Origin of the sequence: Bradyrhizobium sp. 26S5, assembly GCF_036923295.1 — a bacterium.
GTDB classification, from domain to species: domain Bacteria; phylum Pseudomonadota; class Alphaproteobacteria; order Rhizobiales; family Xanthobacteraceae; genus Bradyrhizobium; species Bradyrhizobium septentrionale.
Window position 1 is genome coordinate 9229143 of the sequence record NZ_CP145948.1, and the last position, 14614, is coordinate 9243756.

The 14614-nt window shown below is 60.6% G+C and carries 12 protein-coding genes and 1 pseudogene; 7 read left to right on the forward strand and 6 right to left on the reverse strand.

The window, feature by feature from the left end; translation table 11 throughout:
• Positions 1 to 202 precede the first annotated feature (202 nt).
• From V5279_RS43510 to V5279_RS43520, 3 genes are read left to right on the forward strand one after another with little or no spacing between them, the layout of a single operon-like run.
• Positions 203 to 1513, forward strand: a complete 1311-nt coding sequence (locus V5279_RS43510) for a radical SAM/SPASM domain-containing protein (RefSeq protein ID WP_338693262.1) — start codon at positions 203 to 205, stop codon at positions 1511 to 1513.
• Positions 1506 to 2231, forward strand: coding sequence for an arginase family protein (locus V5279_RS43515; RefSeq protein WP_338693264.1), 726 nt, complete (start codon positions 1506 to 1508; stop codon positions 2229 to 2231). Before V5279_RS43510 ends, V5279_RS43515 begins: the two co-directional genes overlap by 8 nt.
• Entirely contained in the window at positions 2228 to 3163 is a 936-nt protein-coding gene (locus V5279_RS43520) for a hypothetical protein (protein ID WP_338693266.1), read from the forward strand. The genes V5279_RS43515 and V5279_RS43520 overlap by 4 nt, the downstream gene beginning before the upstream one ends.
• Here the strand turns inward: V5279_RS43520 and V5279_RS43525 are convergent.
• The 3 genes from V5279_RS43525 to V5279_RS43535 all read right to left on the reverse strand — a co-directional run bounded on the left by V5279_RS43525 (position 3136) and on the right by V5279_RS43535 (position 5138).
• The gene (locus V5279_RS43525) at positions 3136 to 3750 is read right to left on the reverse strand and encodes a class I SAM-dependent methyltransferase (RefSeq protein WP_338693268.1); all 615 of its coding nucleotides are present in this window, start codon (positions 3748 to 3750) and stop codon (positions 3136 to 3138) included. The genes V5279_RS43520 and V5279_RS43525 overlap by 28 nt on opposite strands.
• A 237-nt stretch (positions 3751 to 3987) precedes the next feature.
• Positions 3988 to 4578 carry a hypothetical protein gene (locus tag V5279_RS43530; protein ID WP_338693270.1) on the reverse strand — a complete coding sequence of 197 codons (591 nt, stop codon included), beginning with the start codon at positions 4576 to 4578 and terminating at the stop codon, positions 3988 to 3990.
• A gap of 26 nt (positions 4579 to 4604) precedes the next feature.
• Positions 4605 to 5138: an aspartyl/asparaginyl beta-hydroxylase domain-containing protein gene (locus V5279_RS43535; RefSeq protein WP_338693272.1), complete on the reverse strand. Its 534-nt coding sequence runs from the start codon at positions 5136 to 5138 to the stop codon at positions 4605 to 4607.
• A 233-nt stretch (positions 5139 to 5371) separates the two neighbouring features.
• Between V5279_RS43535 and V5279_RS43540 the strand changes: the two genes are divergently transcribed.
• The 4 genes from V5279_RS43540 to V5279_RS43555 all read left to right on the forward strand — a co-directional run bounded on the left by V5279_RS43540 (position 5372) and on the right by V5279_RS43555 (position 9766).
• Positions 5372 to 6232 (forward strand): hypothetical protein, encoded by an 861-nt coding sequence (locus V5279_RS43540; RefSeq protein WP_338693275.1) that lies wholly within the window; start codon positions 5372 to 5374, stop codon positions 6230 to 6232.
• Positions 6233 to 6440: 208 nt separating this feature from the next.
• Positions 6441 to 6725: a hypothetical protein gene (locus V5279_RS43545; protein ID WP_338693277.1), complete on the forward strand. Its 285-nt coding sequence runs from the start codon at positions 6441 to 6443 to the stop codon at positions 6723 to 6725.
• A gap of 36 nt (positions 6726 to 6761) precedes the next feature.
• The gene (locus V5279_RS43550) at positions 6762 to 8657 is read left to right on the forward strand and encodes a LodA/GoxA family CTQ-dependent oxidase (RefSeq protein ID WP_338693279.1); all 1896 of its coding nucleotides are present in this window, start codon (positions 6762 to 6764) and stop codon (positions 8655 to 8657) included.
• Positions 8654 to 9766 (forward strand): NAD(P)/FAD-dependent oxidoreductase, encoded by a 1113-nt coding sequence (locus V5279_RS43555; RefSeq protein WP_338693281.1) that lies wholly within the window; start codon positions 8654 to 8656, stop codon positions 9764 to 9766. The genes V5279_RS43550 and V5279_RS43555 overlap by 4 nt, the downstream gene beginning before the upstream one ends.
• Positions 9767 to 9898: 132 nt before the next feature.
• On the opposite strand, the gene V5279_RS47145 is transcribed toward V5279_RS43555, so the two are convergent.
• The 3 genes and pseudogenes from V5279_RS47145 to V5279_RS43565 form a co-directional block, all read right to left on the reverse strand.
• Positions 9899 to 10012, reverse strand: coding sequence for an FAD-dependent oxidoreductase (locus tag V5279_RS47145; RefSeq protein ID WP_414645879.1), 114 nt, complete (start codon positions 10010 to 10012; stop codon positions 9899 to 9901).
• A gap of 1205 nt (positions 10013 to 11217) precedes the next feature.
• On the reverse strand, positions 11218 to 11541 hold the full coding sequence (locus tag V5279_RS43560) for a DUF3240 family protein (protein WP_338693283.1): 324 nt from the start codon (positions 11539 to 11541) through the stop codon (positions 11218 to 11220).
• Positions 11538 to 14614, reverse strand: a pseudogene (locus tag V5279_RS43565) (efflux RND transporter permease subunit). Before V5279_RS43565 ends, V5279_RS43560 begins: the two are co-directional and overlap by 4 nt.

The window sequence follows — 14614 nt, forward strand, 5'->3', positions numbered from 1 at the left end:
CATGACCACAACGCGCTTTACAGACCGGCAGCCAAACGACCATTCTGCGCGGACCCAACTTGTATCGGACGTCGGACACGTACCGTTTGCGTGGATACGCGATGCTCGCTAGACTATTGCAACCTTTAAGTGACGCAAGAATGTTTTCGCATATTTTCCGAGCCGGAGGTCTCTTCGGCGATACGCATTAGGCAGGGCAACCATGTCAGGCACCCATCGAATCGTCTGGAATAAGGACGAGGGCGTATGCTTCATCATGTGTTCGGGCGACGCCGGTAACGACGGCACAGTCGATGATGTGGCTGCCAGATGGCTTCTCGCAGTGCAGGAAGATAGATCCATCGCGAACAAGATGCGCTCGGAAGTGCCCGACTTCATGAGCAGGTGCCAGATGCTGGGTTGGCTCGATGCGGAAGGTCGGCCGCGGGGTCCCATTCATGTGATCCAGGGAACGCCTCACCTTAAGCGCGTCCAAATCGAGTTGACGACCAGATGCAATCTTCGTTGTGCCTACTGCTACTCGGAGTCGGGCCCGCTCAAGAGCAGCAAACTCGAGCTTCGACAGGTCATCGACGTACTAGACGAAGCGCACTCGCTCGGTTGCCTGTACGTCGACTTCACAGGGGGAGAATTCGTCCTTTACCCCAACTGGCGCGAAGCCTTGTCCCACGCGACCGACCTCGGATTGGCAGTCACCATCCACTCCAACGGCACTGGGCTGTCGGAAGCCAACTTGGCTTGTATCGAACGCAGTCGGGTCAGACGCTTGCAGATATCCTTCGATTCTCACGTCGCGGAGGTACATGATCGAATTCGCGGATTGGACGGCGCCTTCGACAAGAGTGTCCGAGCGGCTCGTCGAGCCCGCGAGTTGGGTATCAAGCTGCGCTGCAGCCTGATGGTGCATCGCGACAACAAGAACGACGTCGGAGACATGGTGCGCTGGTTCAGCAAGGAGATCGGCGGCCCGATCAATCTGGATCGCGTCGTTCTCGCCGGCGGCGAAAAGCTCGCTGGGATGGGAATTTCGGAACGCGAATTCTTCGAAGCCGTCGCGCCGCACATGTCTCGGCAAGTCGAGCAAGGGCGCATATGCGAAAGTCCGGACGTCGCGCGCAAGCTGAACCCGATCGAGCCGCACTGCGGTGTCGCGCAGAGCTTCGTCTACGTCACCGCGGACGGAGAGATGGCATTGTGCCCCACGATGACTTCGCGAGATCATCCCGACTTTCGCGGTCCAAATCTGTCGCAAATGGGACTGCGGTCCGCCTGGTTGGAAAGCGCTTATTTCAAACGTTTTCGTTTCGCGAATTGCGCGAACGTCACCACGTGCCCGAGCGGAACATCGTGCCGAGGCGGCTGCCGCTCGAATGCGTACGTAGCGACGGGGAAGATCGATTCTCCCGACTACGTCGCGTGTAACATGCACAAGAACGGCACGCAGAAGTTCATCGACTTCGCCGAGCGATATGCTTCAGGCAACTTCGCGCTACCGCACGCCTTCAATGCTTGACCCGGGCGATCTCACCGGCACGAGTTGGGAGGCAACCACCTTCCCGTTCGATGCGAACGCCCGGAACGGCGGCCCGGCCGACGTCACGTCGGCCTGGAAGCAGGTATTTCGAGGCGCGCGGACATTCGGGAGAGAAAGGGGAAACTTGCTTCCGCACCTCCTTGAGGACCAAGTGAGGCGACAACTGAGCGGGGGACGGCGCCCCTTGACCCTCGGAGGCGACCACAGTTTGACCTGGTACGCACTAAAGGCCCTAACTTCGCGATACGGCTCCCGGATTACGGTCGTACATTTCGATGCCCATCATGACGCCTATCCCGGCGCCGAACTGAACCACTACACCGTCATGAGGCACGTGCGCGAGCGGCTTCGCCTTCGGACGATCGGGCTGGGATACCGCCATGACGTCGATGAGAAGGCCGCAAGCGTGCTAGATCATCCTATAGACGGCCTCTTGTACCTCTCCATCGACGTCGACTATTTCGATCCGTCTCTAGTGCCTTCGGTTGGGCATTCCGTCGCTTGCACCAAGCAGGCCTTCTGCGATCTCGAGTCGTTCTCCGAGAGCTTGCGGCAAATCTCGCCGGCACAAGTGATTGGCCTCGATATCGTCGAGTGGTGCGGAAGCCGGGCTGGAGCGACAGAACGCCAGTTCGTGTCCCGGGTCGTTGCGTGTCTCGCAAGCCGATTTTCGATCGAAACATCGACGCAACCATGATCAGACGCATAGCCGTTGCCAATGGCAGGACCTTTCTGCTGGGTCCGACCACCAGCGCCTCGTGGCACGAGACGGCCTATCTTCTCGGAAATGAGGCAGGAAACGTACTGGTGGCCAGCGACTTCGAAGGTTCCGTTGCATATGCAGATGCCGCAGAACTAGTCCGCCTCGGCTATGGCACGATCGATCGCGAGGGCATTTTCAGCGACGCCCGCCTTGCCAAGGCCATCTTCAACTGGGATGCGACGAAGGAGATCGAAGGGTTGAGCGATCTTCTAAGCCCATTCCGAATGCGCCGAGGGTTGGATGTGGGCTGTGGTTACGGCAGGTTGTTCGTTCCGATGTTGGCGAACGGATTCATGCTCGATGGCCTCGACGAAAGCGGCGCATTGCTTTCCTCTTTGGCTCGGGAGATCGATCGTAGCGATTGCGCGCTCTTCGAAGGAGCGATGGAGAGCTTTCGTTCTCCGGGTCGATACGGATTCGCTTATGCTGCGATGAACTCGATGCGATACATCGAGACCGAGGTCGGGGTGCATCAGCATCTTCGTTCGATGGCCATCAACGTCGAGCCCGGGGGGCTTTACGCGTTCCAGATCACAATCGCTCCCGATCCGGAAATCGGCTATCGACGGTCCTGGCAATTCCCATGGTCCGGAAGCGCCCACGAAATACAGTGGACGCAGACCGCCTATTGTCACGTCAGACAGCTGATAATCGAAACAGTGACGATCCGGCGGATCGCCGACGGCAGGCTCGTGCATTCGGAAAAGCAGGCACAGCGCTTCTATTCGGCATCCTACTTGCGTGACCTGATCGCGCTCCATTCAGGCGACTGGGGGCTCACCGCGTGTTTCGATTCCAGCTTCTTTCCGGTCACTCCGTCGGACCACATCGCGGGCAACTATTGGTTCGTCCTCCGTCGCCTGTAATCACCGATCCTTCGCAGCACGAAGATCATCCTCCAAGAACTCCTGTCAAAAACGCTCTGCTCGCTGAAGTCACCCAGGACCGCAGCGACTTCAAACGCCTGCGTCCGCGACACGGCGTTCTGGATGGCGCGCTTCGACCACGATCTTAGAAGCATTTCTTCGAACACCACGACCTTGCGCGATCGCAGAGTACCGCTTATTTCCACTTGGCTGAGATATCTCGGCGGCGCCACGGCAGAACGCCGCGTCGACCGCCAGGCGACCGAAAGGTCGACACCCCGTCCATGGATCTTCCAACGTTCCTGAGTTTTGGATTGCGATTTCGGACTGGAAGGGTAGGCGAACTCCAAAATGTAGAGCCCCCCTCGTCTGACGTGAAAGGCCACGTTCTCGAGATGGCGGTCCATATCTTCGGACGTCAAAAGATGACTTCCGGAGTCCAACATCAAGATTGCGAGATCGAACCTCGTTCGGAGGCGGAACTGCCGAATATCCGAGACCGATGTGGAGATGTCGACGCCCTGTCGCATCGCGCGATCTTGCGCATAGGCGCACATCTCGGGTGATAGGTCGACCGCCCAAACCATTTTGTTCCGCTTAGCAAATTCGCGAGCGTGCGCGGCTGGGCCTGCGGCCAACTCCAGTACCGCTCTCGGCGTAACCCTGCGTTGTCCATTCCAGCGGCCGTACCATGAGAGCAGGACATCGACCTCACGCGAGATATCACGGTAGGAAAATGCCGCCTCATAGGCCTTCGGTGTCTCATATACCCCTCGATCGATGACCAGCGGAACCTCCGAATCAGCACCGATACGATTTCGGCTTCATTTGTCCTTATTTACAGGCCTGACGGATAGAATCCCGGGCTTCGGTCCCGTACCTGGAGCGGATTCCTCTTCCTCGCCGGGTGGACAACGTCCGGCCTCAACCGAAGCCCCTGGCTTGGGGGGACACCTTCCTGACTCAACTTCTCCCACAAACTCCTCTTCTTCGCCCGGAGGACAGCGACCAGCTTCCACCAATCCGCCCGGCTTCGGCGGACACCTGCCGGCCTCGACTTCCGCGACCAGCTCTTCCTCTGACGGCGGGCATCGGCCCGCTTCGACAAGGGCGGCGCCTGGCTTCGGTGGGCATCGACCGGATTCAAGCGAAGCAAATACCTCTTCCTCCTCGCTGGGGGGACAGCGCCCGGCCTCTACCGACATTTCAGCGGGCTCCCCGGACCTGCGGGTCGCCGCTGCTGCATTTGGATCCCCCGCAGCACCAACCAACTGATCCAAAAGATCACGCGCGATCCGGTCGCCAAGTTCGCTACCGATGAAGAACCCGAAGCGGCGGCCGATTTCCTCGCCGACGCTTCGACCGATCTTGGAACCGATATCCTTAACCTGCTTCTCGTCGAATGTTTTCGCCATTCTATCCTCCGCGCTGCGATGCAAAGTCAGTGAACCAAAAGAGCATCCAACTTTGGGTTTGGATCGACGTCGATCACAAGGTGCCAACGGTGATTGGTCCCGAGATTCGAAGCGCCGTGAGGCACCGTGCCGTCGAGATACCAGTATTCTCCGGGCCTCATATGGATCGATCGTCCTTCGGCCGGTTCGCCTTCGAAGTTGACGCAATCGTCGTTGGTGATGATCGCGACGTGAACCTTCCGGACCTCTCGCCAATCCCGCTCGACGTAGAACTCACCCGCATCGACATGCGTCTGAACGACATGGCCAGGAGACAGCCGAAACAGACGAACCGCGTGCTTCTTCCCGGGGATCTTCTCGATGATGGCATTTGCCTCAGGCAGATCGATCTTGGGTAGCGATGCCATCGACATCCTATAGCCGAGCACGAAGCCCCCTCGGACCAACTGCTCGCAGCCGTTGATGCACCAACCGGTCCAGCGTTCGCCGTGAAAATTGACGCGGCCATCACGAGATTCTGCCCAGCGCCGCTGAAGGATCGCGTTGGCGACAGGCCTCACGTCCGCCTCCGGAAGTCGAATTCGATAGTGCGCCCGATCAACAGACATGCTCGCAACGAATGTATTGCGGACGGGGCCCGCCAAATGAATAGTTCTCAAACTGACGACAAGTATGCCCTTTATGACGGACTACTACAAGTGGTACCAAGCGCGAAGGCGTCGGGGTCGTTCGAAGGCCTATCTGCGCCCGCGGCCATGCGCGCGCCGCTTCTCTCCGTCGAAGAAGATGGGACATGGGATACAATCTCGAAAAGCTCTGCGAAATCGGCATGCCGATAGCAATGATCGCGTTGGTCAATGCCGCCAGTCGACGCACACCCATAAACTACAAGGACATCGGAGAGATAATCGAAGGCCGGTTAAGGTGCACCATCGCCACCGAGCATATCGGAAGCGTCGTCGGCAGCATGATGGACGAGATCCTGGAGGTCGAACCCAAAGCTCCTCCGCTCAATGCCTTGTGCGTCAACAAGGCGACGAGGCTGCCCGGCGACGGGGCGCACGCCTACATCAAATGGCACGATCCCTCGATCGACTACAAGAATCTTACTCCATCCGAAAAGCGGGAGGTCCTCCTCCCCGTCTACGAGGATATCTTCAAGTTCGAAGGCTGGCCTCGCTTGGCCCGGCAGGTGTTCGGAATCACGCTCGCCAAGCCGGCTCCGCCCGTCGGCGGCGAGAACGACGGCAAAGCGCGGCGGCGCGGATACGGCGGCCCTGCCGAGAGCGAACAACATATCCGGCTGAAGAATTACGTCGCGCGCAATCCCAGACTCTTCGGGGCGCCAAGAGGTTGTAAACGGGGCGTGGTGGAGAGGCTGTTGAGAAGTCTCGACGAAATCGACGTCTGGTTCGTCGCCCCCGGCGAGCAACTGGCGATCGAAGTCAAGTCGAGGATTTCACTCGACGGGGACATCGAACGCGGTATCTACCAATGCATCAAATACAATGCGCTGCTGGAGGCCGAGAATAAGGTAGAGCAGATAAATTCCAGGGTACGAGCCTGCCTGGTGACTGAGCGCAAGCTCCCGGTCCACTTGACCAAATTGGCCAACGCGCTCGGGATCGAGGCGCGCTTGGCAAAGATCGACTAAGCGCGGATCAGAGGCGGCTCATATCGAAATGTCCGGCGCGGGATATTCGCGTCATTCCAGCGGGGTGCAATCGTCGTCGGTAATTGAAGTTTCGACGAGCAGCTAACCGAATCAAGCCGGTCTATTGACAAGAAGCCGGGCTTCAATGATCATCCTTCGCGCGATTATTTTTTTATTTCATCCCTGAGTTGATTGACGGAGTCCCCCGATGTTGAACCGGCGAGACTATCTGCTCGGCAGCGCCCTCCGCAAATTGCACGGCGGCGATTTGAAATTCGCCTTCTTGTCGCACGAATACAACGGCCTCAATCGCGGACCGACCGGCGACACGAGACCTCACGTCGAGCGCACTTTCCAAAGTTTCACCGACGCCGAAAAGGAAAACGGCCGCAGCCGGATTTGGCTCGGTTGGCAATTCGACGCCGACGCTGGCATCAAGCAGGGCAATTCCGTCGCCGACCACATCCTCGGCAACGCTCTTCAAAAGATCTGACGTCGCAACGGCGCCTCGCGGACGGAGAAGCTTCGCATGGCAAAAGCAGACAAGCTGCCCGCCGGGATCGTCCGCGTGGCGATCCATCCGTCGATCGGCATAGCGCGCGTCGGCAACAGCCACGACGGCAGCTTCTACGGACCGGAGGTCACGGACCCCGAGCCGCATCCCAAAGGCTTCTACCGCGACGGGACCGGAGCGTTGAAGCGGCAAGCCGCGCGCTTCCGCGTCTACGGCCTCGACGCGGACGGCAAACCGCTGGCCGAGTTGACGACCGGCAACGCGACCATCGACTGGACCGTCCACCTCGCCAACAAGAAGGCCTCCTGGTACGAATTCCAATTGGCGCAGGACATCCCGGAAGCGCTGTCGGCACCGGTGCAGATGCTGCGGAACATCACGGTCGGCGACCGTGCGAGCCTGTCGATCGACCCGGGTCCTCGCAGCATCCGCGGGCCGAACGTCGAGGGAGGGCCGAAACATACTTTCGATACCGGCAACTTCATGGGCACTCCGGTCTATCTGGGCGAGATACGCACCGACGAGGAGGGCCGTCTCGTCGTGCTCGGCGGCCGAGGCAAATCCGCCTCGCATACGGGCGCTCGCGCGGTCACATTCGCCAACAACGACGGTTGGTACGACGACGTGTCCGACGGACCGGTCACCGCGGAGGTGACGGTCGACGGCGTCAGGCTGCCGGTCGATCCGGCCTGGGTCGTCGTCGCGCCGCCGAACTACGCTCCGATGCAGAAATCCGTGCGCACCATGTGGGATCTGATGCGCGACGTCGCGAATTCCACTCCGCGTCTGAAACCTAAGGACGCGCCGCGCGCCTCGTTCGAGCGGGACATCCGCCCGCTGTTCGAGCGCCTCGCCGGGCTGCAATGGGTCAACGAAGGATTCGCCGCCTATTTCGGGTGGCGTTCGCCGAACTACCTCGTCTCCCCGGAAGGCCTGGCTCGGCTCAACAGCCGCGACGACGCGGAAATACAATCCCGCCAGATCATCGCCAACCAGTTTCGACGCACGGATCGAGACGCATGGTCGCCCGTGCCGTGGCCGTGGATGTACGGCGACGCCATGAACATCCCGACGCCGAAGACGTCGAATGCGTTCACGACCTTGACGCCGTTGCAACTCTCGATGCTGGACGATTGGGCCGGCGGTGATTTCGACTCGGACTACGATCCCGCACGCAAGCCGCCACGGGTCATCGAAGACGTTCCGCTGGCAGAACAGCCCGACATGCTGGATCGGGCGTCCCTGGAGTTCTGCCTCGCCGACGCCTTCCATCCCGGCTGCGAGATGACGTGGCCGATGCGGCAGCCGACGATGTACATGGCGCCTTTCCGCCTCCGCCACGCCGCCGACATGAACGCCGATCCATCCTACGGCGCGGCCTTCACGCCCGACATGGTGACGCTCCCCGATGGTCCACTCTATGGACAGTTACCGGGTGGAGTGACGCGTTGGATGGCGGTGCCGTGGCAGGCCGACACGGCCAGCTGCCGCTCCGGCTATCCGTACGATCCGCCGATCTACGCGCCTCACCTGCCCACGTTCTGGCCGGCGCGTGTCCCGAACCAGGTCCTCGAGTCGGCGAAGTACGACGTCGTGATGAAAGGCAAGTCGCTGGACGAGCGGTTGAAGGCGTTCGCCACGCGGTCGGACTGGCTGGCGCCGATCATGCACGGCGGGTATCTCGACCAGATCAACTCCTTCATCGGCAACATCAGCCAGATGGGCATCGTGGAAATGAGGGACGGACCGAAAGGCGACCCGGCCTTTCCGGCGACGATCGGCGTGCAGGACGTGCCGCCGCAGCCGGCTGCGGTCGCGGCGGCACGTCCTACAGCGCCGGCGACGAGGATGGAGCTCGCCCGGATCGATAAGGTAAGGCGCTTCCCGTTCGGGCTGAAAACACTGACGTGATCGAGGCCGATGTCATCGTCGTCGGCGCTGGGCCGGCCGGTTCGACGGTGGCACTCAATCTCGCACCGACCCGGCGCGTGATCATGATCGAGCGCTTGCCCGACATCCCGCCGCGGATCGGAGAATCGCTCGTGCCAGCGGCCCGCCGGCTGTTCGCCGACATGGGTTTGTGGCGCTCGTTCGAGGCGGAGCCTCATTCACCTTGCTATGGCAATCGATCCGTCTGGGGCAGCAACGAAGCCGTCGACAACGATTTCCTGCGCGATCTCGACGGTCACGGCTGGCATCTCGACCGCGGACGCTTCGATGCCTGGCTGCGGGTCGCCGCCGTCAGCCGCGGAGCGCGACTGTTCGCACCGGCGCAGTTGGCCGACATCGAACGATCCGGCGAAACCTGGCGTGTGTCGGTGACGACGCCGACGGGAATGGTCGGCATGACCGCCCGCTTCCTGATCGATGCCGGAGGCCGAGCAGCACCCATCGCGCGTCGTCTTGGTGCACGACGGCGCAGGCACGACCGTCTCGTATGCGGCTGGATCCACGGTGCGGCGTCCGGCAGCAAGGGCTTGACGTTCATCGAGGCGGTCGAAGACGGATGGTGGTACAGCGCTCCGCTGCCGAACGAGCGACGCGTCGTCGCCTTTCACACCGACGCGGATCTCGCGAGCGCGCATATCGCGCGCGACCGTCAAGAGATGCTTCGTCGCGCGACCTCCGCCGCCCATCTGAGCGAACTGCTGGAGTCGGTAGCGTTCGCGCCCGACCAGGTTTCCGGCTTCACCGCCGCACACAGTTCGCACCTTGCCCCTTGCATGGGCGACGGTTGGCTCGCAGCCGGCGACGCGGCGATAAACTTCGATCCGCTGTCGTCCCAGGGGTTGTTCAACGCCATGTATACCGGCCTCGCCGCAGCGGAAGCCGCCGACAGATATCTATCGGAATCGATCGACGGGCTGTCGGACTACGAGCGGTCGATCACCGGGATCCGAACCGCCTACGCCGAACGGCTCGCCTTCTGGTACGGCACCGAGACGAGGTGGAAGGAAGGCGCGTTCTGGCGCCGCCGCGTCGACGAAAGCGCACGCGCCACTCACGCTCCGCGACGATGAGCACGTCGAGCCGGCCGGACCCCGGTGCTGCGAGCGAGGCCACCGGACCACTCCGAGCTGCCCGCACGCCGAAACATCGCGATCAAAGCTGCTACCGCGGGGATGGTTGTAACCGATCAGTTCAGCGACGGCTTATATCGCGCGGTGCGACGACGCGTGAAATTGCGTCCACACTCTGCCGCCGACCCGATCGCGCGCCTCGAGCACGTGCACCTTGCACGTCCGTGAAAGGTTATGACCGGCCATGAGCCCCGCGAAGCCTGCAGGGCCTCGACGCGATCTGCGAGCTCTCAGGCGGGCCCAAGGATCGGTTCGTCCGGATGTATCTTCACGACAGCTGCTGGCTGTTCTTAGATCAGCTGTTCTATCTGTGCCGGCGCTCTTCGGATCTGCGCCGGTGCGATCGATCACGTTCGGGAGGCGACATTGATGGCCGAACTGGCGGCCTACGATCGGATGCGCAAGACCGCATGAAGAACGACCATCTCGACGTTTGAGCGCCGGATCCTACCGCCCCGCCTACACGGGTGAAGCCATGACGGCTTTCGTCACGGCTGCGAGCATCGAGAGCGTTTGCCGATATTCCAGTCGAGAAATGCGGACAGACATGATAAAAGGGGGTTCGCGAGTGCTCCACCGGAGTGCTCCACCACGCAAATGCCGCGGTTCGAGAAACGCTGATATTTGAAGGACTTCTGCGCGACCGGACAACGGTGGCGGAGAGAGTGGGCTTCGCACCCTCCTTCGAACGTTCCGACGTGTGCGCTAACACCCAGACAGCGAGCGCTCGCTACCCTACATGCACATTGATTGACTGCTTTGCGCCGCGTGTCGGCCGGTTTATTCCGGCCGGATCCCCGAGCCTGTGGATACCCACGACGACCTACGGATTAGGAAACCTTTTTCAGTTCAGCAACGTCAATAGCTTAAGTCCCCCGTGTTGCAAATGTGTTGCATCGGACGCCAGTTGGCCCCAGACCACGACCGGCTACTTTGCGCCAAAAAGCTGCCTTCGAGAATCTGTGCACAGCGCAACTGAGACCTCAGCCGCAGTCGTCCCGTCGAGCTTCGGAAACTAGCTCTTGGGGAGGGGCCTAGCGCGACGCTTCATGGCCTGCTTCAACCCGGCCCTCGACGATCTGCAGAGGTGAAGTGTTGCCATTGGGATCAGCACCGTGGCAGATTACACGCGCCCTCGGGGCTACACCGGCCAACCGGGCCGTGCAAAAAGTCCTTATTTTACGGGGCTTTCTCAAAGCCGTTTTATTATGGCGGAGAGGGAGGGATTCTCGCTAAAATTGACTAAATACGTTTAATACCAACAACTTATAAGCAGATACTCTCGCCCCCCGCCATTGGCAAAAGGGATACCGAAGTTCATGCTCGGGGCATTGGTCGATTTATCGCCGATGCAGTAAGCAACCCAGCTTAGATGCCGGCTTGGCGAAACCTCATCCGTTAGGGACATCGATCACGCCAAATTCCAAGACAGGCATGATCCAATAGACGATCCTGGATCCAGCGAAGGTCGCCTTCAGCCGTTCGAGCAACTGCGCGGCCTCTTGCACCCTAAGGATCGTCCGCACCATCAGTTCGTCGGCATGTCCTTTGACCCGCTCGGCCGATGTCTGCAATCGGACGTCGGGACCGTGTCCCGCGGCGTCCGAGGCCGTGAACCCGGAAACGAGATCGCGCTGTTCGCTGAGATAGTCAAACAATTCGTCGCGGAGCGATCGGCCGGCGATCAGCGTGAGGCAGACGAATTCGGCACTCATTTGGCCCCCTTCACTACGCCGCCAAAGCGGCGATAGAGGATCGGCAGAAGGATCAGCGTCAAAGCGGTCGAGGAGAGCAGGCCGCCAATCACCACGATGGCGAGCGGACGCTGTATCTCTGATCCTGGACCGGTCGCAAACAAGAGGGGGATCAAGCCCAAGGCTGTGATGCTCGCCGTCATCAGGACCGGTCTGAGCCTACGCTGGGCGCCGTCAACGACAATGCGCCCCTCCGGCACGCCGTGGGCGCGGAGCTGGTTGAAGTAGGTGACCAGTACGACACCATTGAGCACCGCGATTCCGAGCAGTGCAATGAATCCGACGGAGGCCGGAACCGAAAGGTATTCCCCGGTAAGAACCAGAGCAAAGACGCCGCCAATCACGGCGAACGGAATATTGACCAGGACCAACAGCGCTTGTCGGATCGAACCGAAGGTCGTGAACAGCAGCACAAAGATGAGTCCAATCGCCACTGGTACCACGATCGAGAGGCGCGCGGCCGCGCGTTGCTGATTTTCGAATTGGCCGCCCCAGGTTAGCCTGTAGCCTTCCGGCAAAGGCAACTCCGCGGCGACCTTCTGTCGAGCCGCCTCGACGTATCCGACCATGTCGCGGCCGCGGACGTTGGCGCGCACCACGCTCATCCGATTTCCGTTCTCGCGATTGACCACAACGGGACCGTCTACCCGTTGAATGCGGGCCACTTGCGAGAGCGCCACATGCTGCCCCGAGGCGAGAGTCAGCGGCAAGCTCGCGAGCAGTGTAGGAGCCTCGCGGGTCGTTTCGCCGCGCGAACGAGGATGGGCGTGCGGCGCCCTTCTTCGAGCACCGTACCGATCGTGCGGCCCTCGATCTGGGTGCGTAACGAATTGGAGATGGCGTCCACCGTCAGGCCGAGGCGTCCTGCCTCCATTCGGTTCACAGCAACCGTGTAATATTGCGCGCCCTCGTTGAGAGTGGTGTAGACGTCCTCGGCGCCGTCGATGCTCGACAAAATGGCGGAGAGCTTGCTCGCAATGTCATTGAGCTTGGCGATATCAGGTCCAAAGATCTTCACTGCGACATCGCCGCGTACGCCGCTGATCATTTCCTGGACGCGCATGTCGATCGGTTGTGTAAAGCTGAGCGATAGTCCCGGGAAGTTGCTGAGGACCTGCCGCAGCTCTTCAATCAGGGCAGGTTTGTCGACCGTCTTCCGCTCCTCTGCGGGCTTCAGAACCAGGAACGTATCGGTCTGGTTGGGTCCCATTGGGTCAAGCCCCAGCTCGTCGGAGCCAGTCCGGGCCACGATGCTTTTGATGTCGGGAACCTTCGCGAGGATGGCCGACTGGAGCCTGGCATTGATAGCGATCATTTCGTCAAGGTTGATTGATGGCAGTGCCTCAACGCTGACGATGATGTCGCCTTCGTCCATGGTCGGCATAAAAGTCTTGCCGAGCTGTGTGTAGGCATAGCCGGCAGCGACGAGGGCCGTAATTGCCGCGATGATCACCTTACGCTCGTTGTTCAGAGCCCAATCAAGTGCCGGTGCATAAAGCCGGGACGCAATTCGGATCAACCATGGTTCGTGGTGCGGCGTATTCTTGAGCAGAAACGAAGTTGCCGCGGGGATGACCGTGAGCGCCAAGAGCAGCGAGCCGCCGAGCGCGAATATGATCGCGAGTGCCACGGGGATGAATAACTTCCCTTCAAGCCCCTCCAGCGTCAACAGCGGCACGAATACGATCATGATGATCAGTACGCCTGATGCGACCGGCTGGAGCACCTCGCACACCGAGCGGTAGATGGTATGAACGAGCGGCGCAGCCTTCCCTTGTTCTTCCTTGCTGAGATTTCCTACGACGTTTTCGACCACTACCACCAGCGCGTCGATCAGCATGCCAATAGCGATGGCAAGGCCGCCCAGGCTCATCAGGTTTGCCGACATGCCGACGATGCGCATCACGATCAGCGCGATGACGATCGCGAGTGGCAGGCTCAGGGCGATCACCAGGGAGGCTCGCCAGTTGCCGAGAAACAGCAGGAGGAGCACGACCACCAGGACTGTTGCTTCGCCTAGCGCGCGAACAACGGTACCGACCGCGCGGTCAACCAGCCGGCCGCGGTCGTAAAAGACTTGGATACTGACGCTTCGAGGGAGCGATTGCTTGACCTCGTCCAGGCGAGCTTGGACGTCGGCCACGAGTTGGCGCGCATTGGCACCTCTCAAACCAAGGACAAGGCCTTCGACGGTTTCGCCGTGACCATCCGCGGTGACAGCGCCGTACCGCGTCAGCGAGCCCAACTGGACACGGGCAATATCCTTGACCCGGATCGGAACGCCGTCCTTGGTATCGACGACGATTTGCCTGATGTCGTCGATGGTTCGAATGCTGCCTTCGATGCGCACAAGAGCGCTGTCCTCGCCCTGATTGACACGACCGGCGCCGTCATTGCGGCTGTTCGTCTCGATGGCGCGACGAAACATCTCATAGGAAATGCCGCGCGCTGCAAGCGCATCGTTGAGCGGAACGATCTCAAACGCCCGAACATGGCCCCCGAGCGCGTTGACGTCGGCCACTCCTGGCACTGTCCGCAGCGCCGGGCGGATCACCCAATCAAGCAGACTTCGTCGCTCGGCCAGCGAGAGATCCGCACTTTCGATGGTGAACATGAACATTTCGCCGAGCGGACTCGTGATCGGCGCCAGTCCGCCGGCAACCCCTTCTGGCAGGTCGCGACTAATGTTGGCCAGGCGTTCGGACACTTGGTTGCGTGCCCAGTAGATGTCGGTGCCATCCTCAAAATCGACTGTGACGTCGGCGAGCGCGTATTTGGTGGTGGAGCGCAGGATTTTCTTGTTTGGCAACCCGAGAAGTTCGAGCTCGATCGGCACGGTGACTCGCTGTTCCACCTCCTCTGGCGTGAGACCCGGCGCCTTCATGATGACCTTGACTTGGACGGGCGAGACGTCCGGGAAAGCGTCGATCGGTAGGCTAGGCAACACAACCAGTCCGGCGCCGATCAATAGAAGCACGCCAAGAATAACGAACAGCCGCTGGGAAAGTGCAAATGCGACAAGGCGTTCGAGCAT

Coding starts and splice junctions, on each gene's coding strand:
- V5279_RS43530 (WP_338693270.1), bottom strand. CDS start 4,578: ATGGCGAAAACATTCGACGAGAAGCAGGTTAAGGATATCGGTTCCAAG.
- V5279_RS43510 (WP_338693262.1), top strand. CDS start 203: ATGTCAGGCACCCATCGAATCGTCTGGAATAAGGACGAGGGCGTATGC.
- V5279_RS43545 (WP_338693277.1), top strand. CDS start 6,441: ATGTTGAACCGGCGAGACTATCTGCTCGGCAGCGCCCTCCGCAAATTG.
- V5279_RS43540 (WP_338693275.1), top strand. CDS start 5,372: ATGGGATACAATCTCGAAAAGCTCTGCGAAATCGGCATGCCGATAGCA.
- V5279_RS43525 (WP_338693268.1), bottom strand. CDS start 3,750: ATGGTTTGGGCGGTCGACCTATCACCCGAGATGTGCGCCTATGCGCAA.
- V5279_RS47145 (WP_414645879.1), bottom strand. CDS start 10,012: ATGGCCGGTCATAACCTTTCACGGACGTGCAAGGTGCACGTGCTCGAG.
- V5279_RS43560 (WP_338693283.1), bottom strand. CDS start 11,541: ATGAGTGCCGAATTCGTCTGCCTCACGCTGATCGCCGGCCGATCGCTC.
- V5279_RS43520 (WP_338693266.1), top strand. CDS start 2,228: ATGATCAGACGCATAGCCGTTGCCAATGGCAGGACCTTTCTGCTGGGT.
- V5279_RS43515 (WP_338693264.1), top strand. CDS start 1,506: ATGCTTGACCCGGGCGATCTCACCGGCACGAGTTGGGAGGCAACCACC.
- V5279_RS43550 (WP_338693279.1), top strand. CDS start 6,762: ATGGCAAAAGCAGACAAGCTGCCCGCCGGGATCGTCCGCGTGGCGATC.